The organism is Stenotrophomonas lactitubi (genome assembly GCF_002803515.1).
Lineage (GTDB): Bacteria > Pseudomonadota > Gammaproteobacteria > Xanthomonadales > Xanthomonadaceae > Stenotrophomonas > Stenotrophomonas lactitubi.
The window spans coordinates 1635726-1654739 of record NZ_PHQX01000001.1 but is presented as its reverse complement, the minus strand read 5'-3'; the positions used below and the strand labels follow the sequence as shown (position 1 = coordinate 1654739).

Below are 19014 nucleotides of genomic sequence, written 5' to 3'. Positions count from 1 at the left end.
GCGACCCGCCTGCGTATCTCATCTGGCAGCCTGGCGAAGACCGGGCCGCCCCCGTTTCCCAGGAACCGCCGTGACCCCAGTCGATCCCATCCGCCCTGCCCGTCCCGCCTCGCCTGCCGTAGGGGTGCTGCGATGAGCGATTTCGTCCGCATCGTCGAAGTCGGCCCCCGCGATGGGCTGCAGAACGAAAAGCAGGCCGTGGCCACCGCCGACAAGATCGCCCTGATCGATCGCCTGTCGGCCACCGGCCTGCGCACCATCGAGGCGACCAGCTTCGTCAGCCCGCGCTGGGTCCCGCAGCTGGCCGACGCGGCCGAGGTCTATGCCGGCATCCAGCGCCGCCCGGGCATCGCCTATCCGGTACTGGTGCCGAACGAACAGGGCTACGACCGTGCGCGCGCCGTCGGCGTGCAGGAAGTCGCGGTGTTCACCGCTGCATCGGAAGCCTTCAACCGCACCAACACCAACGCCGGCATCGATGAATCGCTGGCCCGTTTCGAGCCGATCCTGCGACGTGCGGCGGCTGATGGTGTGCGCGTGCGTGGCTACGTCTCCACTGTGCTCGGCTGCCCGTACCAGGGCGAGGTGCCGCTGGCCGACGTTGTGCGTGTGGCCCGTGCCCTGCATCAAATGGGGTGTTACGAAATCTCGCTGGGCGACACCATCGGCGTCGGTACGCCGCGCAAGGCCCGCGCGATGCTGCAGGCGGTGGCTGCCGAGATCCCGATGAGCGCATTGGCCGTGCACTTCCACGATACCTACGGCCAGGCCATCGCCAACATCGCGGCCTGCCTGGAAGAAGGCGTGCGCGTGGTCGACAGCGCCGTGTCCGGTGCCGGCGGCTGCCCGTACGCCAAGGGCGCCAGCGGCAACGTGGCCAGCGAGGACGTGGTGTACCTGCTGCAGGGCCTTGGCCTGGAGTGCGGCGTCGACCTGCCTTCGCTGGCCGAGACCGGCCGCTGGCTGGCCGGGTTGCTCGGCCGCGCTACCGCCAGCCGCGTCGGGCAGGCGCTGGCGGCGACATGAACGACAGCGGCCCGCGCGACCGTCCGGCCATCGGCGATGCTTCCGCCGCAACCGACGACGCGCTGGCCGCTCTGGACGCCGCGCTGGCTGCTTCGCCGCCGCCGGCCCAGGCCAGGCTGCTGCGCCAGGCACGGCAGGCGCTGGCCGGTGCACAGCAACGCGAACTGGATACCCAGGCACGCTATGCCGCGTTGTTCGACGCCGTGCCCGACCCGGTCAGCATCCTCAGCGCCGAAGGCGTGGTGCTGGACGTCAACCGCGCCGGCATCGTCGCCTACGACCGCCCGCGCGAGGACATCGTCGGCCAGCCGATTGAACTGCTCAATCCCGACCTGCCCAGCGACCATCTGCAACCGGTGTGGGAAGCGCTGAACCGCGGCGACACCTACGTCATCGAAGTGACCAACATGCGCGGTGATGGCAGCCGCTTTCCGGTGGAGGTGCACTCGGCCGGCTTCCAGGACCGCGGCCAACCCTGCATCGTCGCCGTCGCCCGCGACCTGAGCGGGCGCTGGCGCGCCGAGTCGCGCTATCGCCTGTTGATGGAATCGATCGACAAGGGCGTGATCCTGTTCGACCGTGATCTGCGCGTTCTGTCCGCCAATCCCGCAGCGCACCGCATCCTCGGCCTCACCGGTGGTGGCGTGGGCTTGAATTCGATGCTCGATCCCGAAGCCTGGATCATCGTCGACGAACACGGCCATCCGCTGACCCAGTCACAGTGGCCGACCAGCCGCTGCTTCCAGGCCGGGCGGATGATCCGCAGCACCATCATCGGCCTGTACCACCGCCCGCGCGGACGCATGCTGTGGTTGTCCACCACCAACGTGCCGGTGTTCGGCAATGGCTGCGACCAGGCCGACCATGTCTATGCGATGTTCAGTGACATCACCGAACTGAAGCGCAACAACACCCTGTTCGCGCGCGCGCAGTCACTGGCCCACATCGGCGGCTGGGAGTGGGATCGCGGCCTGCAGCGCCTGTACCTCACCGATGAGGCGCGGCGCATCGTCGGCCAGCCAGCCGACCTGGAAGACATGCCGGACCTGCTGGACTGCCTGCGCAGCGACGACCGCGCCGCCCTGCAGCAGGCGCTGGCCGACACCATCGAACACCGCAGCAGCTTCGGCCTGGAGCTGCAGGGCCAGCGCCGCGATGGCCACTCGTTCTGGATCCGGATGATCGGCGAGGTCTCGGCCGGCGATGTCGATGCTGCGCGCATCACCGGCACCGTGCAGGACATCACCGAGCGCAAGCAGGCCGAGGAAACCCTGCGCGTGCAGGCCCGCACCGACCCGCTGACCGGCATCATGAACCGCGATGCGGTGCTGAGCGACCTGGGCGTGCGCATGGACAGCCCCAGCCACGACCGCGTGGCCGTGCTGTACATCGACCTGGACCGTTTCAAGGTGGTCAACGACCTGCTCGGCCACAACGCCGGTGATGAACTGTTGATCGAAGCGACCCGGCGCATCGCCACCGCAATCGGCACCGAAGGCCTGCTTGCACGCTTTGGCGGCGACGAGTTCCTGGTGATCTGTGACCTGCGCGACCAGCCGGACCAGGCCGAACAACTGGCCGAGCGCATCACTGCGGCCTTTTCGGCGCCGTTCCAGCTGGGCAGCGACGAGTTCCCGGTCACCGCCAGCATCGGCATCGCCCGTGCACCGCGCGATGGCAACCGGCCGCAGCAGCTGATCCAGAACGCCGACACGGCGATGTACGAGTGCAAGCGACGCACCCGCAACGGCTGGCAGGTGTTCTCCCCGGAACTGGCACAGCGCCAGCATGACCGCCTGCAGATCGAGAGCCGGCTGCACAAGGCGCTCGATGGCGACGAGTTCCACCTGGTCTACCAGCCACAGGTCAACCTGCGCAGCGGCGCCACCATCGCCTGCGAGGCGTTGATGCGCTGGCACAACACCCAGTTGGGGCAGATGCGGCCGGACCTGTTCATCCGCCACGCCGAGCACACCGGCGACATCGTGCGCATCGGTCAATGGGCGTTGCGCGAAGCCTGCCGGCAGGTCCGGCAATGGCAGGACGACGGGCTCGGCCTGGTGCGGGTGGCGGTCAACGTGTCCTGGCGGCAGTTCGTCGGTGAGGATCTTGCCCGCTGGGTGCGGCAGGTGCTGGACGAGTTCGGCCTGCCCGGCAGCGTGCTGGAGCTGGAGTTCACCGAGCGGGTGCTGATCGAAGATGCGCCGGACACCCTGCGCACTTTCGCCCGCCTGCGCGAGATGGGGGTGATGCTGACCATCGACGACTTCGGCGAAGGCTACAGCGCGCTGAACTACCTGCGCCGGCTGCCCATCCATGGGCTGAAACTGAGCCAGTTGTTCGTTGAAGGCATTCCCCGCAACCGCTCGGATGTGGCGGTGTGCGAGGCGGTGTGCGCGATTGCCCGCAGTCTCGGCCTGGGCGTGGTCGCCGAAGGCGTGGAAACCGAGGCGCAACGGCAATGCCTGCTCGACCTGGGGGTGACCGTCGGCCAGGGCTTCCTGTTCGCCCACGGCCTGCCCGCCGCGGACTTCGAGCGCCGCCTGCGCCGCGCCCGCGAACTGGGCTGAGGCCGGCGGCGCAGTGCACAACGGCGGCTGCCGCCGCTTCCGTTAGAATCGGCGGTTCTTGAACCTGCAGGACCGTGCAATGCAGCTGTCTTCCGTACGTGCCGTGATCACTGGCGGCGTCTCCGGCCTCGGCCTGGCCGTGGCCCAGCACCTGGTTGCCCAGGGCGGCAAGGTCGCCCTGTTCGACCTCAACGACGCCAAGGGCGCGGCGGCTGTTGCCGGGCTGGGGCAGGACAACGCCCGCTATTTCAATGTCAACGTCAGTGATGAAGCGTCCGTGTCGGCCGCCATCGACCAGGCCAGCGATTTCCTCGGCGGCCTGAATGTCGCCATGAACTGCGCCGGCATCCTCGGCGCTGGCCGCGTGCTGGGCAAGGAAGGCCCGATGCCGCTGGCCGGGTTCCAGGGCACGGTGATGGTCAACCTGGTCGGCAGCTTCAATGTCGCCAAGGCCGCGGCCAACCGCATGCAGCACAACGAGGCCGGCGTGGACGGCGAGCGCGGCGTCATCATCAACACCGCCAGCGTTGCCGCCTACGAAGGGCAGATCGGCCAGGCCGCCTACTCCGCCTCCAAGGGCGGCGTGGTGGCGATGACCCTGCCGATGGCCCGCGAGCTGTCGCGCGTCGGCATCCGCGTCAACACCATCGCGCCGGGCGTGTTCTGGACGCCGATGGTCGATGGCATGCCCGAAGCCGTGCAGGAATCGCTGGCCGCGTCGATCCCGTTCCCGTCGCGCCTGGGCAAGCCGGAAGACTTCGCCAGCCTGGTCGGCCACATCCTCGGCAACACCTATATCAACGGCGAGACCATCCGCCTGGACGGCGCCACCCGGCTCGCTCCGAAGTGATTCCCCCCGGGCGCCGGGACGGCGCCCTCCCCCAACGACCAACATCATCATGAAAGCCAACGACATCAAGAAGGGCAACGTCGTCGAGTTCAACAACGGCGTCTACCAGATCCGCGACATCGAGCGCAGCTCGCCGCAGGGTCGCGGCGGCAACGTCCGCTTCCGCTTCATCATGTACAGCGTGCCGGGCGGCAACAAGCTCGATGCCAGCTTCGATGCCGACGACAACCTGGTCGAAGTCGAACTGCTGCGCCGCCAGTCCACCTACTCGTACAAGGACGGCGATGCGTTCGTGTTCCTGGACGACGAGGACTACACCCCCTACACCCTGGACGCGGACGTGATCGGCGATGACGCTGGTTACATCACCGACGGCCTGACCGGCATCTACGTGCAGGTGATCGACGACCTGCCGGTGGCGATCCAGTTGCCGGCCTCGGTGGTGCTGGAAGTGGTCGAGACCCCACCGGAACTGAAGGGTGGCACCGCCACCAAGCGCCCGAAGCCGGCCAAGCTCAACACCGGCATCGAAATCATGGTGCCGGAATACATCGTCAACGGTGAGCGTGTGCTGGTGAATACCAGCACCGGCGAATTTGCTGGCCGTGCCGATTAACCGCGCTGCGCTGATCGCCTGCCTGTCCCTGCTTGCGGCGTGCTCGCCGCAGGCAGCGGACAACGGTGCAGGTGGTGCCACGCCAGAGGCCGTAGCGATCGATCCGGTGGCTCCCATCGCACCGGCAGCGGCGTCGCCCGCGGCCCTGCAGGAACCCGCCGAGGAGCCCTCCGCTACCAGCCTGCCCTCGAGTTACGAGGAACTGGAACAGGCCCGTGCTGCCGCTGGCTGTGCGGTCTCCAACGACGTGTACGACATCGAAGACATACGCATCTACTGTCAGATGCCCGACGACGTGCAGGCGTTTCTCGCGCGCGAAAACACCTGCCAGCATTTCGCCGGCGAAGAGCCCTACGACGACGAGCGCCGTCGGGAACTCGAAGAGGCCAGCGCGACGTACTGCGAGGGTCGCGAGAAGATCTTCGCCGACCTGGTGGCCCGCCACCAGAACGACTGCGCGATCCGCAAAGCACTGATCGGCATCAATGGTCGCTACGACCTTGCGTTTGAGCTGGACATCAAGCCCTGCGAGGGCTGAAGCAAAAAAGGGGACGGAGGGGATTAAGTCGTTCATGGCACAAACGACTTAATCCCCTCCGTCCCCTTTTTCTTACTTGCCGCCGAAGTTGCCGCAGCCGTGGTACTGGCGCGTGCCCACGGTCAGCATGGCCTTGGCTTCGAACGCTTCACCGCTCATGTCGTCCTGGCAGGTGGTGCGCTGGAAGCTCAGCTTGATGTCGGTGCCGTCGGCCGCCTTGCCAACCCAACCGTCTGCGCCCTCGGTCGGCTTGGCGACCGCGAAGCGGCGCTCGCCGTAGTCGACGTCCACCTGCAGGCCCGGTGCATCACCATCGACGACGGCCAGCCAACCCGGCTCGTTGCCAGTGGCACGGAACGCCGCGTTGCCGGCACTGCCATCGCCCTCGGTCGCTTCCACCGCTGCACACTCACGATCCGCTTCGCCCTTCAGGCTGAGCAGCGCTTCATCGCTGCCGCGGGTCCAGAAGCTGTTGCCCTTGCCGTCGGCATACTTCGCACCGGAGGCCGCGCGTTCGGAGGACATCGCGAAACTGCGCCCGCCGATCACAACCGTCGCTGCGTCCTCACCGTTGAAGGTCGCGCGCACATCGAGGTCGCCGCAGCGATAGAGGGTTTCGTTGCCGCCGCCATCAACAGCGGCAGCCACAGGTGCCGGTGCCGGCGTTGCGACCGCATCGCCTGCGCCACTGGCGGCCGGCGTCTGCGCCGGCTGACAGGCGCTCAGCGCAAGGCCGAGGGAGGCAGCCAACAGACTGGAAACTACACGCATGGCTCGACTCCTTGTCGAAACTACAGAGACCTTGGACCCTACCATCTGCGCGCAAACGGGGCCTGAAAGCTGCATGACCGTGTTCAGCCTGCCAGCACCGCCATCGACAGCAGCTGCGCGCCGCTGGCACTGGAAGCGCTTGTCCAGACGCGCAACAGGCGAAAGCGCTGCACGTGTTCGCGTCCCAGCCAGTGCACATGCAGCTGAACATCGCCGGATAACAATGCCAGGCGTCCACACAGCAATGTTTCAACTGCATGCACCTGCAGCGCAAGAATCTGCAGGCGTCCTTGCCGCCAGTCCCTCAGCCAGGGCAGTTCGAGCATCCGACCGCCCTGTCCGTCCATCATGAACAACACCGGTGACAGCAGCGCAGTGGCTGCGCCATGGTCGCCGTCCAGCAGCGCATCCCGCAGCTGCTGCTCCAGCACGCGCAGCTGCGCCTCGTACAGGCCCTCAGGGCTCCTGCTTTCCATCCACCTGCTTTCCATCCACGCTTCCTCCCGGCGTCGGCCGGCGTCGGCGCAGGCGCTGCGCAAGCCAATGCTGCGCGCCCTGCACCACCACATAGAACACCGGCACGAAGAACACGGCCAGCACGGTCGCGCTGACCATGCCGCCGAACACGCCGGTACCGATGGCCTGTTGCGTTTCCTTTGAAGCACCCTGCGCCAGCATCAGCGGCACCACACCCAGCGCGAACGCCAGCGAGGTCATGACGATCGGCCGCAGCCGCAGGCGTGCCGCTTCGATGGTCGCCTCGACCAGGCCGCGTCCCTGCTGTTGCAGCTGGCGGGCGAACTCGACGATCAGGATCGCGTTCTTCGCCGAAAGCCCGATCACCGTGATCATGCCGACCTTGAAGAACACATCATTGGGCATCCCGCGCAGCAGCACTGCAGCAACGGCGCCGAGCAGGCCCAACGGCACCACCAGCATCACCGCCAGCGGAATCGACCAGCTCTCGTACAGCGCCGCCAGCACCAGGAACACCACCAGCATCGACAGCAGCAGCAACCACGGCGCCTGTGCGCCGGACTCACGCTCCTGCAGCGACTGGCTGGTCCACTGCAGGGCAAAGCCCGCCGGCAGCTGCCGTGCAAGGCGCTCCATCTCGATCATCGCCTGACCGGTGGAGACCCCGCTGGCGGGTGCGCCGGACAGGTTCAATGCCGGGAACCCCAGGTAACGCTGCAGCTGCAGCGGCGCCTCGGTCCAGTGCGCGGTGACCAGTTCGGACAACGCCACCATGCCGCCCTCGCTGTTGCGGACATACAGCTTCAACACGTCCTCCAGCTGCATCCGGTGCGGCGCATCGGCCTGCACGATCACCTGCTGCATGCGCCCGCGATTGGGAAAGTCGTTGACGTACTGCGAGCCCATCGCCGCCGACAGCGTTGCACTGATGTCGGTGAACGCCACACCCATCGCCTCGGCCTTGGCCCGATCGATGTCCAGGCGCACGTTGCTGCCCGCCGGCAGGCCATCGGCATGCACTTCGGCCAGCAGCGGGCTGGCCTCTGCCAGTTTCAGCAACTGCTGCAGGGCGGCCCGCAGCTCGGCCTGGCCCTGCCCGGTACGTGCCTGCAGCGCCAACGAGAACCCGGAGGATCGGCCAAGGCTGTCAATGGCCGGCGGCATCACGCTCATCACCTCACCTTCCGGCACAGTCGCCATGGCCTGCTGCGCCGCCTTTACTTCGTCTGCTGCGGTGCTGCCGCCGCGCTCACCCCAGTCCTTCAACATGGTGTAGGTCAGTGCTGCGCTCGGGCCGGAACCGGAGAAGCTGTAGCCGAGGATGGCCTGGTTGGACGCGATCGCCGGCCGCGAGGCGACGTGCTGCTCGTAGGCTTCGACCACCGCCAGCGTGCGTTCGGCGGTTGCTTCGGCCGGCAGCTGGATGGAGGTCATGAAATAGCCCTGGTCCTCTTCAGGCAGGAACGCACCCGGCAACCAATGCAGGCCGATCAGCAGTGCCACCAGCAAGGCAGCGAACAGGCCCATCACCCGGCCACTGCGCCGAAGGACCGCCGCCACGCCCTGCCGGTAACGCCCGGTCATCCGCTCGAAGCCACGGTTGAACGCACCGAACACACCGCCGCGGCCATGGTGACCACGCGTGCCTTGGCGCAGCAGCGTCGCGCACAACGCCGGGGTCAGGCTCAGCGCCAGCAGTGCCGAGAACAGGATGGACACCGACATCGCCACACTGAACTGGCGGTAGATCGCACCGACCGAGCCACTGGCCAGCGCCATCGGGATGAATACCGCGGTCAGCACCAGGGTGATGCCGATCACCGCACCGGTCAGCTCACGCATCGCCTTGATCGTGGCCTCGCGCGGCGGCAGGCCCTCTTCGGCCATGATCCGCTCCACGCCCTCGACCACCACGATAGCGTCGTCAACAATGATGCCGATCGCCAGCACCATGCCGAACATGGTCAATACGTTGATCGAGAAACCCAGTGCCAGCATCACCGCAAAGGTGCCCAACAGCGCGATCGGCGCGACCAGGGCGGGGATCAGCGTATAGCGCCAGTTCTGCAGGAACAGGTACATCACCGCAAACACCAGCAGCATCGCCTCGACCAGGGTCTGCAGCACCTTCTGGATCGATACCTTGACGAAGGGCGCGGTGTCGAACGGAATGCTGGACTCAACACCGTGCGGCAGCAGCGGCTGAAGGTCGGCCATGCGTTCGCGCACAGCCGTGGCGGTGCGCACCGCATTCGCACCGGGGCGCAGCTGCACGCCGGCGGCCGTCGCCGGATAGCCGTCTTCGCGCGTGCCCCAGGCATAGCTCTGCGCACCCAGCTCGACCCGGGCGACGTCACCCAGCAGCACCCGCGAACCATCGGCACCGGCGCGCAGCACGATCGCTGCGAACTGCTCGGGCGTGGACAGCTGGCCTTCGGCACTCAAGGGCACGGTGATGCGCTGGCCGGGAACACCGGGCGAATCGCCGATGCGACCCGGCGCGATCTCCAGGTTCTGCTGCTCGATCGCGCTGGCCACATCGCCCATGGTCAGGCCGTAGCCGGTCAGCCGGGTCGGGTCCAGCCAGATCCGCATCGCCTGTTCGGCACCGAACAACTGCACGCGGCCGACGCCGTCGATGCGCCGCAGCTCTTCGATGATGTTGCGCGCCATGAAATCGCCCAGCGCCGCTTCGCTGACACTGCCATCGGGTGAGCGCAGGCCCACCAGCATCAGGAACCCCGAGTCGGCAGCCTCCACGAACAGGCCGTTCTGGCGCACGCTGCGTGGCAGGCGCGGCTCGATCGCCTTGATCCGGTTCTGCACGTCCACCTGTGCCAGCTCGGGATCGGTACCGGGCTTGAAGGTCGCGGTGATCGACGCTTCGCCGGAGGTGTCCACCGACGATTCGAAGTACAGCAGGTGTTTGACGCTGGACAGCTCACGCTCGATCAGGCCGACCACCGCGTCATTCAACGTCTGCGGGCTGGCGCCGGGATAGCTGGCATAGATGCTGACACTGGGAGGTGCGACCGCCGGATAGCGCTCAACCGCCAGCCGCGGAATGGCCAGCACGCCGGCCAGAATGACGAAGATCGCCAGCACCCAGGCAAACACCGGGCGATCGATGAAGAAACGAGCCATGTCGTAGGTTCCTGGAAGGGCTCAGCCCTGGCTTGCGGGTGTCGGCGTTGCGTTGGCGTTGGCGCTGGCGACCGGCACCTGCCAGTCGCGCGGATCGACCAGCACGCCCTCCTGCAGGCGCTCCTGGCCTTCCACCACGACCTTCTCGCCCGCCTTCAGGCCATGCCGCACCAACCATTGCCGGTTGACGCTACCGTCCACCTCCAGCGTGCGGATCACTGCTTTGCCATCGGCGGCGATGACCCAGGCATAGGCCTGGCCACCGGCGCTGCGCAGCACCGCCTGCTGTGGCAGCAGCAGCGCGCTGGCCGGCGCACCGCGCGGCACCCGCGCACGCACGTACATGCCCGGCAACAGCTGCCGCTCAGGGTTGTCGACCAGGATGCGCAGGATCACATCGCCGGTGCGTGCATCGACATTGACACCGGAGAACAACAGCCGGCCGCGCTCGGGCAGCGGCGTACCCGCCGCGCCGATGATCGTCACCGGCAGCTCGCCGTCCACCGCACCGCGCCGCAGGGACTGCAGCTGCGATGCAGGCTGGCGCACGTCCACATAGACCTGGTCGATCTGCTGCACCACCGCCATCGGCTCGGCATCGGCGACGCCGACCAGCGCGCCTTCGGTCACCAATGCCTGGTCGATGCGGCCATCGATCGGTGCACTGACCGTCGCATAGCGCAGATCGAGCTGGCGTCGCGCCAGGATCGCGCGTGCCTCGTTGACTGCTGCGCGGGCCTGCTCGTGCTCGGCGCTGGCATCGTCGCGATGCTGCTGGCTGACCGCCTGCGCGGCGGCCAGTGCCTGCAGCCGCTGTGACTGCACCCGGCTGCGGCCGAGGGCGGCCTCACTGCGCTGCAGGGCCGCCAGCGCCGAATCGACGTCGGCGCGGAACGCCGCCGGGTCGATCTGGAACAGTGGCTCCCCGGCATGTACTTCCGCGCCCTGCTCGAACATCCGGCGCTGCACGATGCCGCCGACCTGCGCACGGATCTGCGCGGTGCGCACCGCCGCCACCCGACCGGGCAGTTCATCATCACGCTGCACCACCTGCGGGCCGACCGTAACCACGCTGACACGCGGCACGGCTTCGACGGTGGGTTCGGGGCGGGAGCAGGCCGTCATGGCCAAGGCGAAGGTCGCGACCAGCGCGACCGGAGTCCTGAAGGTTCTCATTGCTGTGCACAGTGCCGCAGACGCGGCTGACGAATCATGAAGCGCGCAGTGTGCGTGGCGATGATGGGGTTTCGATGGAGGAACTGTGGAGATACGATGGAGGGCAAGCACCTTCCGGCCTCGCCTTGCCATGCATGCCTCCCCTGCCCTCGCGGCGCTGGTCCTGATCGTCGAGGACGAAGCCGAGATCGCCGACATTCTTGCCGCCTACCTTGAACGCGAGGGCCTGCGCACCCTGCGTGCGGCCGATGGCCAGATTGCATTGGACATGCATCGCAGCATGCGCCCGGACCTTGTACTGCTGGACGTGCAGCTGCCGCGGCTGGATGGCTGGAGCGTGCTGACCCAGCTGCGCCAGCGCGGCGAAACGCCGGTCATCATGCTGACCGCGCTGGACCAGGATCTGGACAAGCTGACCGCACTGCGGATGGGCGCGGATGACTATGTAGTCAAGCCGTTCAACCCCGCCGAGGTGGCGGCACGCGTTCGCGCAGTACTGCGGCGTACGCTGCGCAGTTCGCGGGCGGATGCGCCCAGTGCCCTGCGCGTCGGCCCGCTGCTGATCGACACCGCCACCCACGCGGTGCATGTGGAAGGCGACGGCTACAGCCACGAGCTGCTGTTGACGCTGACCGAGTTCAAGCTGCTGCATTGCATGGCATTGGCGCCGTCACGGATCTTCAGTCGCAGCGAGCTGATGCACGAATGCCTGCCGGAAAGCGAAGCGCTGGAACGCACCGTGGACAGCCATGTCAGCAAGCTGCGGCGCAAACTGGACGAAGTGGGCCTCACCCAGATTCCGGCCAGCGTGCGCGGTGTCGGCTACCGCCTGATGGCAGACCGCTGATGCGCCGCTCCGGGCTCAGCCGGCACATCATCGTGTCGATGTCGCTGATGGTCGTCGGCGTCATCGTGATGGTGATCCTCTCTTCGTGGCTGCTGTATGCGGTACTGATCGAGTTCTTCCCGGCCAGCGCCGAAGAGCCGGAAGGATGGCTGCCGACTGGGCCTGAACTGGCGTGGATGGTCGGGGTGATCCTGACCGGGCTGGCGCTGGCGATCGCCGCCTCGTTCCGTCTGGCCCATCGCATCCTGTCGCCGCTCAATTCACTGGTGGACAGCGTACGTGCGCTGGCCGGCGGCGATCTCGGCGCGCGCGCCACGGCCGAGGCCAACTCCCCCGGCGAGGTCGCAGCGCTGGTGGACGACTTCAATGCGATGGCGCGCCGCCTGCAGCACATGGAAAGCGAACGGGTAATGTGGCACGCGGCCATCGCCCACGAACTGCGCACGCCGGTGACAATCCTGCGCGGCCGCCTGCAGGGCCTCGCCGAAGGCGTGTTCCAGCCTGATGAGTCGCAGTTCCGCAGCCTGCTGGCGCAGGTCGAGGGCCTGTCGCGGCTGATCGAGGACCTGCGGGTACTGAGCCTGGCCGACAATGCCCGCCTCGATGTGCGCCGCGCCCGCACCGACGTTGTGGCCGAAGTGCATTCGGTGATGACCCTGGTCGATCCTGCCTTCCGCAGCGCCGGCTTCGTGCTGGAGCTGGAAACCAGCCGCGAAGAGCACCCCGCCCATTGCGACCCGACGCGGTTGCGGCAGGCGCTGCTGGCCTTGCTGGAGAACGCGCGCCGCTATGCCAACCCGGGCAAGGTACGCATCGCCGTGCATGACACCGTGGCCCACGTGCAGGTGGCGATCGAGGACGAAGGCCCCGGTATCGACCCGACCCTGCACGCGGACATCTTCAATCCGTTCATGCGCGGCGACGGCTCACGATCGCGCCTGGGCGGCGGCAGTGGCCTCGGCCTGGCGGTGGTCAAGGCCATCGCCGATGCGCACGGCGGCCAGGTCTACTGCACGCCGGGCACGGCCGGAGGCAGTCGTTTCGTCATCGAGCTGCCGCGCCAGTAGGCGGCACTTCGGCGGCCTGCTCACGCACCCGCGCACCCAACACAGCGAGATTGCGGTCGATGTCATCCAGCTCGCGCTGCTGTGATGGCGGCAACTGCGCGCGCAGCTGCACACGCAGCGCCTGCCAGGCGGGTACCGTCTGTGCGCTGGCAGCGGCCACTGCCCGTGCAACTTCCGCCTGTTCTTCCGCCTGCGGCAGGCCGTAACCAGCGTCGGCCAGCAACTGGCCCGGGCGCAACCACTGGCCGCTCTGTTCCAGCAACGCACGCAGCGAACGGGTGGCCGCGCTGTCCGGGTCGGCCAGCAACCGTCGCTTCAGTGCGTCGCGTGACCGCAGTTCCGCGCGCCGCTGCGCCGCCTGTTCCAACAACAGCAGGCCGGCGCTGGCACGCACATCACCGCGCAGCAGCCACGGTGCGCGCTGTTGCGCCGGCAGCGCCAGCCATGCGCGCACATCGCGCGCCGGCAATGCCATCTGCGCTGCGGCAACCGAGAACAACTGCTGGAAGTGATCGCGCGCGGACGCAAAGTAGTAGCCCTGCGCCTGTGCCTGCGCGGGATCGGCCAGCACCTGCTCGTCCAGGGCGTGCAGCCGCGCCAGCCGTCGCCGCAGCCCGCGCGGGCTCAGCTGTGCCAGGCCGGCTTCGCCCAGACGCGGAACACCTGCCTGCAGCAACTTCGCCGTCTCCACCGCGCAGTTGTTGCTGACGAAGTAATAGCGGCCGTCATAGCTCCAGTGCACCTGTGCAGTGCGCTCGAGCAGGCTGGCGATCTCACTGCGGTCCAGCTGCAGCGGCAGCGAGGCCAGTCCGCGCAGTTCGACCTTGGTGTACTCGTCCACCACCTGCTGCAGCGGCAGCACGAACAGGCGCGAAGGATAGCCACCGGTCAGGCCGCGCCAGTTGGAAATCTGCACGTCGCCGACGAAGGCGCGAAAGGACAGCACCCGGTGATGCTCCAGGTCCAGCCTGCAGTCCGGTCCCGGTGCGCGGCCAGGACGGCAGATCACCAGTCGCAGCATGCTGTGGCCCCAGCGGCTCATCGGCTGCGCACTGCCTTCGGCGAACAGATAGTCCACGGCGTAGACGCGGGCCGGGTCCAGTGCCAGCAGCGACGCGGCGCCCTCTTCCGCGTCGGCCTGCAGCAACGGAACGGTGCCCGCGCAGTGCGGCGCAGGCAACGATGGCGGCGTACCGAAGTGTGCGCGATACCATTGCGCCAGCGCCGGGCGCCGGCACGCGAACTCGGCATCGAGCACGAAGTGTTCGGCGTTCACCGCCAGGTACTCGGTCGGGTCGGTCAGTTCATAGGCATCGGGACTGCGGTCGCGGAAGGCGTTGTCGCCACGGCCCAGGTGCCAGGGTTTGCGCTGCCAACCTGCAAGGTCACGCCAGCGGGCGCTGCGCGACCAGTTCGCAACAGTGCGGTCGGCGACATGGGTCAGTTCATGCACCAGCGCGCTACGCCGCGCGCGGCGGGCACCGGCCACGTCATCATCCAGCAGGTCGCGACGCAGCGCGATGCGTCCGGCGAAGGCACGGCCATGTACGTTCGCGGGCAGGTCGTCACGCCAGCCGACCTTTACCTGCGCGGGCAATGCCCGCAGCAGGCCTTCCGGCAGCAGCGACTGCACATCACTCAGTGTCTGCGTCGCCACCTGCTGCTGCGCCGGGCTCAGCCCGGTCGGGTCCAGCTGCAGGCGCTCAGCCGCATGCGCAGCGTGAGCGATCAGCAGTAGAGCCACGCCATGCGTGGCTGCGCTCCGAACAGATGTCATGAGGTTGCCGGCCAGCGGCCGGCACTACCCGGGCGCTGGATCAACGCGCCAGAAGCGCGCGCGCCAGCTGCAGGTCGCTCTGCTGCTGTGCAGCTGCATCGTGCTCGCGCAGGTGCACCAGTGCCGCCTGCAGGCGTGCGCCACGGATCTGGCCATCGCTGGCGACAAAAGCCGCCGCATCATCGCGTGCAGCCAGCACCACCTTGTCATCGCCCGAGCTGCTGCCCGAGGAACCCGAAGAAGCGCCCGTCGCCGACCCGGCCGAGGTGCCGGCAAAGCTCGAAGCGAAGCCGGCCAGCGGCAGGGACAACAGGGCAACCAGCAGAAGCGGACGGATCATGGTCAGGGAGTTCATCGATTGGGTGGGTGGAGCGTAACGGCTGGGTGAAGTCTTTGCCCGTGTCAAAGGTCGAACAACTTTCCGGGATTCAGCCGCCCTTCGGGATCGAACGCGCGCTTGACCGCCTTCATCAGCCCGATCTCGGCCGGGCCACGGGTGCTGTCCAGGTAGCCCTTCTTGACCAGGCCGATGCCGTGCTCGGCCGAAATGCTGCCATTGAAGCGCGCCAGCACCTGCGCCAGCAGCTTGGTCACGTGCTCGCACTGGGTCACGAAGTCGGCATCGCTGGTGTCATCCGGCTTGAGCACATTGATGTGCAGGTTGCCGTCACCGATATGGCCGAACCAGACCACATCGAAATGCGGGTAGGCGTCGCCGATCAGCGCCTGGGTCTCGGCCAGGAACGCCGGCATCGACGAGATCCGCACCGAGACATCGTTCTTGTAGGGCTTGTAGCGCGCCAGCGCCTCGGTGATGCCCTCGCGCAGGCGCCACAGCTGCGCCGCCTGGGCATCGCTGGCACTGATCACCCCGTCGCTGACCCAGCCATTGCCCATGCAGTCTTCGAAGGCGGCCATTGCCGCAGCTTCCTGCGCTTCATCGCCGGCAGCGAATTCGGTCACCACGTAATAGGGGTGTACTTCATCGAACGGTGCCTGCGCGCCGTGTGACAGCACGTGCTCCAGCGCACGGTCGGTGAAGAATTCGAACGCCTGCAGCTGCAGTCGCGCGCGGAAGGCGGCGAACACCTGCATCAGCACGTCGAAGCTGGGCAGCGCCAGCAGCATCACGTTGCTGGCCGGCGGCGGGTCGGTGAGTTTCACCGTGGCCTCGACGATCACGCCCAGGGTGCCTTCCGAGCCGATCAGCAGCTGGCGGAAATCGTAGCCGCTGGAGTTCTTGATCAGGCCCTTGTTGAGCTCGAGCAGTTCGCCCGTGGCGGTGACCACCTTCAGTCCTGCGATCCATTCGCGGGTATTGCCGTAGCGGATCACCCGGATGCCACCGGCATTGGTGGCGATGTTGCCGCCGATCGAACACGAGCCGCGTGCAGCGAAGTCCACCGGATAGATGAGGCCGTGCTCCAGCGCGGCGTTGTGCAGCGCCTCCAACGGCATGCCGGCCTGCACCACCAGGGTACGGTCGACGGCATCGTAGTCCAGCGCCTTGTTCATCCGTTCCAGGCTCAGCACCAGCTCGCCATGGGCCGCCACCGCGCCGCCGGACAGGCCGGTGCGACCACCGGACGGAACCACTGCCACGCCTTCGGCCGCGCTCCAGCGCATCACCGCCTGCACTTCTTCCACCGTGGCCGGCAACGCGATCGCCAGCGGCGCCGGCGTCCAGCGCCGGGTCCAGTCGCGCCCGTAATGCTCCAGGTCGGCAGGGTCGGTCTTCAGCTTCAGGCCGGGACAGGCCTGCTGCAACGAGGCGATGCGGGAATCGGTCATGACGGTCCAGCGCGGTGCGTGAAGAACGGGCAAGCGTGCCAGCGGCCGGGCCCAGCGTCCAGCCCTGCAGCGCCATCAATAGCTGCAGTTGCAACCAATTGCGCACTGCACCATGGGCGTTGCGATCTGGCATAGTGGTCAGCCCCTGTCCCACTGGCCGTGCCGCCCCATGTCGCCGAAGAAGACCTCGTTCCCGAAGCAGGATATCCGCGTGCTGTTGTTGGAGGGGGTCAGCCAGACCGCCGTGGAGGTGTTCAGCGCCGCCGGCTACAGCCAGATCGAGGCGCACACCAAGGCACTGCCCGAGGACGAACTGAAGGCGCGCATCGCCGAGGCGCACATCGTCGGCATCCGTTCGCGCACCCAGCTCAGCGCCGAGGTGCTGGCCGAGGCCAAGCGCCTGATCGCGGTCGGCTGCTTCTGCATCGGCACCAACCAGGTCGACCTGGATGCGGCCGAGCTGGCCGGTATTCCGGTATTCAACGCGCCCTACTCCAATACCCGCAGCGTCGCCGAGCTGGTGATCGCCGAAGCGATCATGCTGACCCGCGGCATCCCGCAGAAGAACGCCGAATGCCATCGCGGTGGCTGGTCGAAGTCGGCCAGCGGCAGCCATGAGGTGCGCGGCAAGGTGCTGGGCATCATCGGCTACGGGCATATCGGCACCCAGGTGGGCGTACTGGCCGAATCGCTGGGCATGCAGGTGATCTTCCACGACGTGGAAACCAAGCTGTCGCTGGGCAATGCCCGTGCCGCGGCCAGCCTGGATGACCTGCTGGCGCGCGCCGACATCGTCACCCTGCACGTGCCGGAGACGCCGTCCACGCAGTGGATGATCGGCAGCACCGAGCTGGCGAAGATGCGCCGTGGCGCGCACCTGATCAACGCTGCGCGCGGCACCGTGGTCGACATCGATGCGCTGGATGCTGCGCTGGCCAGCGGCCACATCGGTGGCGCGGCGCTGGACGTGTTCCCGGTCGAGCCGAAGGGCAACGGCGATATCTTCGAATCACCATTGACCCGCCACGACAACGTGATCCTGACTCCGCACGTGGGCGGCAGCACGCTGGAAGCACAGGACAACATCGGCATCGAAGTGGCCGCCAAGCTGGTGCGCTACAGCGACAACGGCAGCACCCTGTCGGCGGTCAACTTCCCCGAAGTGACCCTGCCCGAGCACGCCGACAGCCTGCGCCTGCTGCACATCCACCAGAACGTGCCGGGCGTGCTGTCCAAGGTCAACGAGATCTTCTCGCGGCACAACGTCAACATCGACGGCCAGTTCCTGCGCACCGACCCGAAGGTGGGTTACGTGGTGATCGACATCACCGCCAGCGAGGAACAGGCCAGCGCGGTGCGTGACGAGCTGGCGGCGATTCCGGGCACGTTGCGCACGCGCATCCTGTATTGAGTGGCGCGCCGCCGGGCGGGCCCCGGCGGAATGCATCCGGCACCACGCCATCCACGCTTGGCGTGGATCTGCTGGCATTACGCCCGTTTGGATACTGCGCCATCCACGCATGGCATGGATCTACCGGCATTGCGGCCGTTTGGATACTGCGCCATCCACGCATGGCGTGGATCTACTGGCATTGCGCCCGTTTGGATACTGCGCCATCCACGCATGGCGTGGATCTACCAAGAGATCGCGCGACCAGTAGATCCACGCCATGCGTGGATGCTTTTTTCAGCGCGCCAGCCAGCGCCGCGCCATGCGCTGCATCGATTCATCCGACTGCGGATCGCCGGCGACCTCGGCCACCGGCCGCCAGGCCAGCTCCAGCGACTCTTCGCTGAGCACGAAATCCTCCCCGCCCAGCGCACGGATCACGAAACGCACGTCGTAGTGCCAGTGCCCCGGCACGTCTTTGCGTTCCGGAATCCAATGCTTGTCCAGGTCGAAGATCGCCGGATCGTCCAGCACCAACCCGGTCAGGCCAGACTCCTCTTCGGCCTCCTTCAGCGCCACCCGGGCCAGGTCGCGGTCGCCGTCGGCGTGGCCGCCCAGCTGCAGCCAGCGCTGCAGCTTGCGATGATGGGTCAGCAGCAGGCGCTTGCCATCGGCGCTGACCAGCCAGCAGCTGGCGGTGAAATGGCCTGCCAGCCGCTCGCGGCGGAACGCATCCTCCACATCGTCGATCAATGTGCCGAATTCGGCAGCGAGGGCGTCGTGGGCGGGTTCCTTGCGCGCATAGTCATGCAGCAGGCGGCGCAGGCGATCGTCAAGCACGGCAAGGGATTCGGTGGTTTCGCTCATGAATGCGGGGTGCCCGGAAAAATACCGGTCATTATCGCCGCTCATTGTTGCGTTTGCGCTTGTGCGGTGCCTTCAGCATTGGCTAAGGTACAGCGGGCCGTTTGCGC

General features: G+C 67.3%; 16 protein-coding genes. 8 read left to right on the top strand and 8 right to left on the bottom strand.

Features of this window, described 5'->3' with window-relative positions; genetic code table 11:
* Nucleotides 1-132 precede the first annotated feature (132 nt).
* From CR156_RS07920 to CR156_RS07900, 5 genes are all read left to right on the top strand, one after another.
* Nucleotides 133-1026 carry a hydroxymethylglutaryl-CoA lyase gene (locus tag CR156_RS07920; RefSeq protein WP_100552431.1) on the top strand — a complete coding sequence of 298 codons (894 nt, stop codon included), beginning with the start codon at nt 133-135 and terminating at the stop codon, nt 1024-1026.
* A complete protein-coding gene (locus tag CR156_RS07915) occupies nt 1023-3596 on the top strand; it encodes a sensor domain-containing protein (protein WP_100552430.1) in 2574 nt (857 codons plus the stop codon). Before CR156_RS07920 ends, CR156_RS07915 begins: the two co-directional genes overlap by 4 nt.
* 79 nt (nt 3597-3675) lie before the next feature.
* Nucleotides 3676-4446: an SDR family NAD(P)-dependent oxidoreductase gene (locus CR156_RS07910; RefSeq protein ID WP_100552429.1), complete on the top strand. Its 771-nt coding sequence runs from the start codon at nt 3676-3678 to the stop codon at nt 4444-4446.
* Nucleotides 4447-4495: 49 nt separating this feature from the next.
* Nucleotides 4496-5062 carry an elongation factor P-like protein YeiP gene (yeiP, locus tag CR156_RS07905; protein WP_089240894.1) on the top strand — a complete coding sequence of 189 codons (567 nt, stop codon included), beginning with the start codon at nt 4496-4498 and terminating at the stop codon, nt 5060-5062.
* Nucleotides 5052-5600, top strand: a complete 549-nt coding sequence (locus CR156_RS07900; RefSeq protein WP_100554110.1) for a hypothetical protein — start codon at nt 5052-5054, stop codon at nt 5598-5600. Before yeiP ends, CR156_RS07900 begins: the two co-directional genes overlap by 11 nt.
* 72 nt (nt 5601-5672) lie before the next feature.
* Here the strand turns inward: CR156_RS07900 and CR156_RS07895 are convergent, their stop codons facing one another.
* The 4 genes from CR156_RS07895 to CR156_RS07880 all read right to left on the bottom strand — a co-directional run bounded on the left by CR156_RS07895 (nt 5673) and on the right by CR156_RS07880 (nt 11168).
* The gene (locus tag CR156_RS07895) at nt 5673-6371 is read right to left on the bottom strand and encodes an MliC family protein (RefSeq protein WP_100552428.1); all 699 of its coding nucleotides are present in this window, start codon (nt 6369-6371) and stop codon (nt 5673-5675) included.
* Nucleotides 6372-6454: 83 nt separating this feature from the next.
* Nucleotides 6455-6847, bottom strand: a complete 393-nt coding sequence (locus CR156_RS07890) for a nuclear transport factor 2 family protein (RefSeq protein ID WP_100552427.1) — start codon at nt 6845-6847, stop codon at nt 6455-6457.
* Nucleotides 6828-9992, bottom strand: a complete 3165-nt coding sequence (locus CR156_RS07885; RefSeq protein WP_100552426.1) for a multidrug efflux RND transporter permease subunit — start codon at nt 9990-9992, stop codon at nt 6828-6830. The genes CR156_RS07890 and CR156_RS07885 overlap by 20 nt, the downstream gene beginning before the upstream one ends.
* Nucleotides 9993-10013: 21 nt before the next feature.
* Complete coding sequence (locus tag CR156_RS07880; RefSeq protein ID WP_100552425.1) at nt 10014-11168, bottom strand: efflux RND transporter periplasmic adaptor subunit; 1155 nt, start codon at nt 11166-11168, stop codon at nt 10014-10016.
* A 130-nt stretch (nt 11169-11298) separates the two neighbouring features.
* Here CR156_RS07880 and CR156_RS07875 point away from each other — a divergent pair, with 130 nt between their 5' ends.
* Nucleotides 11299-12015 (top strand): response regulator, encoded by a 717-nt coding sequence (locus CR156_RS07875; RefSeq protein WP_089240884.1) that lies wholly within the window; start codon nt 11299-11301, stop codon nt 12013-12015.
* A complete protein-coding gene (locus CR156_RS07870) occupies nt 12015-13082 on the top strand; it encodes an ATP-binding protein (protein WP_100552424.1) in 1068 nt (355 codons plus the stop codon). The genes CR156_RS07875 and CR156_RS07870 overlap by 1 nt, the downstream gene beginning before the upstream one ends.
* Here CR156_RS07870 and CR156_RS07865 read toward each other — a convergent pair.
* The 3 genes from CR156_RS07865 to CR156_RS07855 all read right to left on the bottom strand — a co-directional run bounded on the left by CR156_RS07865 (nt 13060) and on the right by CR156_RS07855 (nt 16650).
* A complete protein-coding gene (locus CR156_RS07865; RefSeq protein WP_100552423.1) occupies nt 13060-14859 on the bottom strand; it encodes a DUF7844 domain-containing protein in 1800 nt (599 codons plus the stop codon). The genes CR156_RS07870 and CR156_RS07865 overlap by 23 nt on opposite strands.
* A gap of 40 nt (nt 14860-14899) precedes the next feature.
* The gene (locus CR156_RS07860) at nt 14900-15199 is read right to left on the bottom strand and encodes a DUF2388 domain-containing protein (protein WP_100552422.1); all 300 of its coding nucleotides are present in this window, start codon (nt 15197-15199) and stop codon (nt 14900-14902) included.
* A gap of 62 nt (nt 15200-15261) precedes the next feature.
* Nucleotides 15262-16650, bottom strand: coding sequence for an FAD-binding oxidoreductase (locus CR156_RS07855; RefSeq protein WP_100465227.1), 1389 nt, complete (start codon nt 16648-16650; stop codon nt 15262-15264).
* A gap of 169 nt (nt 16651-16819) precedes the next feature.
* On the opposite strand from CR156_RS07855, the gene serA reads away from it, so the two are divergent.
* Nucleotides 16820-18061, top strand: coding sequence for a phosphoglycerate dehydrogenase (gene serA / locus CR156_RS07850; RefSeq protein ID WP_089240876.1), 1242 nt, complete (start codon nt 16820-16822; stop codon nt 18059-18061).
* 276 nt (nt 18062-18337) lie between these two features.
* On the opposite strand, the gene CR156_RS07845 is transcribed toward serA, so the two are convergent.
* Nucleotides 18338-18907 carry an NUDIX hydrolase gene (locus tag CR156_RS07845; RefSeq protein WP_191077770.1) on the bottom strand — a complete coding sequence of 190 codons (570 nt, stop codon included), beginning with the start codon at nt 18905-18907 and terminating at the stop codon, nt 18338-18340.
* Between the last annotated feature and the right edge of the window lie 107 nt (nt 18908-19014).

Coding starts and splice junctions, on each gene's coding strand:
- CR156_RS07920 (WP_100552431.1), top strand. CDS start 133: ATGAGCGATTTCGTCCGCATCGTCGAAGTCGGCCCCCGCGATGGGCTG.
- CR156_RS07915 (WP_100552430.1), top strand. CDS start 1,023: ATGAACGACAGCGGCCCGCGCGACCGTCCGGCCATCGGCGATGCTTCC.
- CR156_RS07910 (WP_100552429.1), top strand. CDS start 3,676: ATGCAGCTGTCTTCCGTACGTGCCGTGATCACTGGCGGCGTCTCCGGC.
- yeiP (WP_089240894.1), top strand. CDS start 4,496: ATGAAAGCCAACGACATCAAGAAGGGCAACGTCGTCGAGTTCAACAAC.
- CR156_RS07895 (WP_100552428.1), bottom strand. CDS start 6,371: ATGCGTGTAGTTTCCAGTCTGTTGGCTGCCTCCCTCGGCCTTGCGCTG.
- CR156_RS07890 (WP_100552427.1), bottom strand. CDS start 6,847: ATGGAAAGCAGGAGCCCTGAGGGCCTGTACGAGGCGCAGCTGCGCGTG.
- CR156_RS07885 (WP_100552426.1), bottom strand. CDS start 9,992: ATGGCTCGTTTCTTCATCGATCGCCCGGTGTTTGCCTGGGTGCTGGCG.
- CR156_RS07880 (WP_100552425.1), bottom strand. CDS start 11,168: ATGAGAACCTTCAGGACTCCGGTCGCGCTGGTCGCGACCTTCGCCTTG.
- CR156_RS07875 (WP_089240884.1), top strand. CDS start 11,299: ATGCATGCCTCCCCTGCCCTCGCGGCGCTGGTCCTGATCGTCGAGGAC.
- CR156_RS07870 (WP_100552424.1), top strand. CDS start 12,015: ATGCGCCGCTCCGGGCTCAGCCGGCACATCATCGTGTCGATGTCGCTG.
- CR156_RS07865 (WP_100552423.1), bottom strand. CDS start 14,859: ATGACATCTGTTCGGAGCGCAGCCACGCATGGCGTGGCTCTACTGCTG.
- CR156_RS07860 (WP_100552422.1), bottom strand. CDS start 15,199: ATGATCCGTCCGCTTCTGCTGGTTGCCCTGTTGTCCCTGCCGCTGGCC.
- CR156_RS07855 (WP_100465227.1), bottom strand. CDS start 16,650: ATGACCGATTCCCGCATCGCCTCGTTGCAGCAGGCCTGTCCCGGCCTG.
- serA (WP_089240876.1), top strand. CDS start 16,820: ATGTCGCCGAAGAAGACCTCGTTCCCGAAGCAGGATATCCGCGTGCTG.
- CR156_RS07845 (WP_191077770.1), bottom strand. CDS start 18,907: ATGAGCGAAACCACCGAATCCCTTGCCGTGCTTGACGATCGCCTGCGC.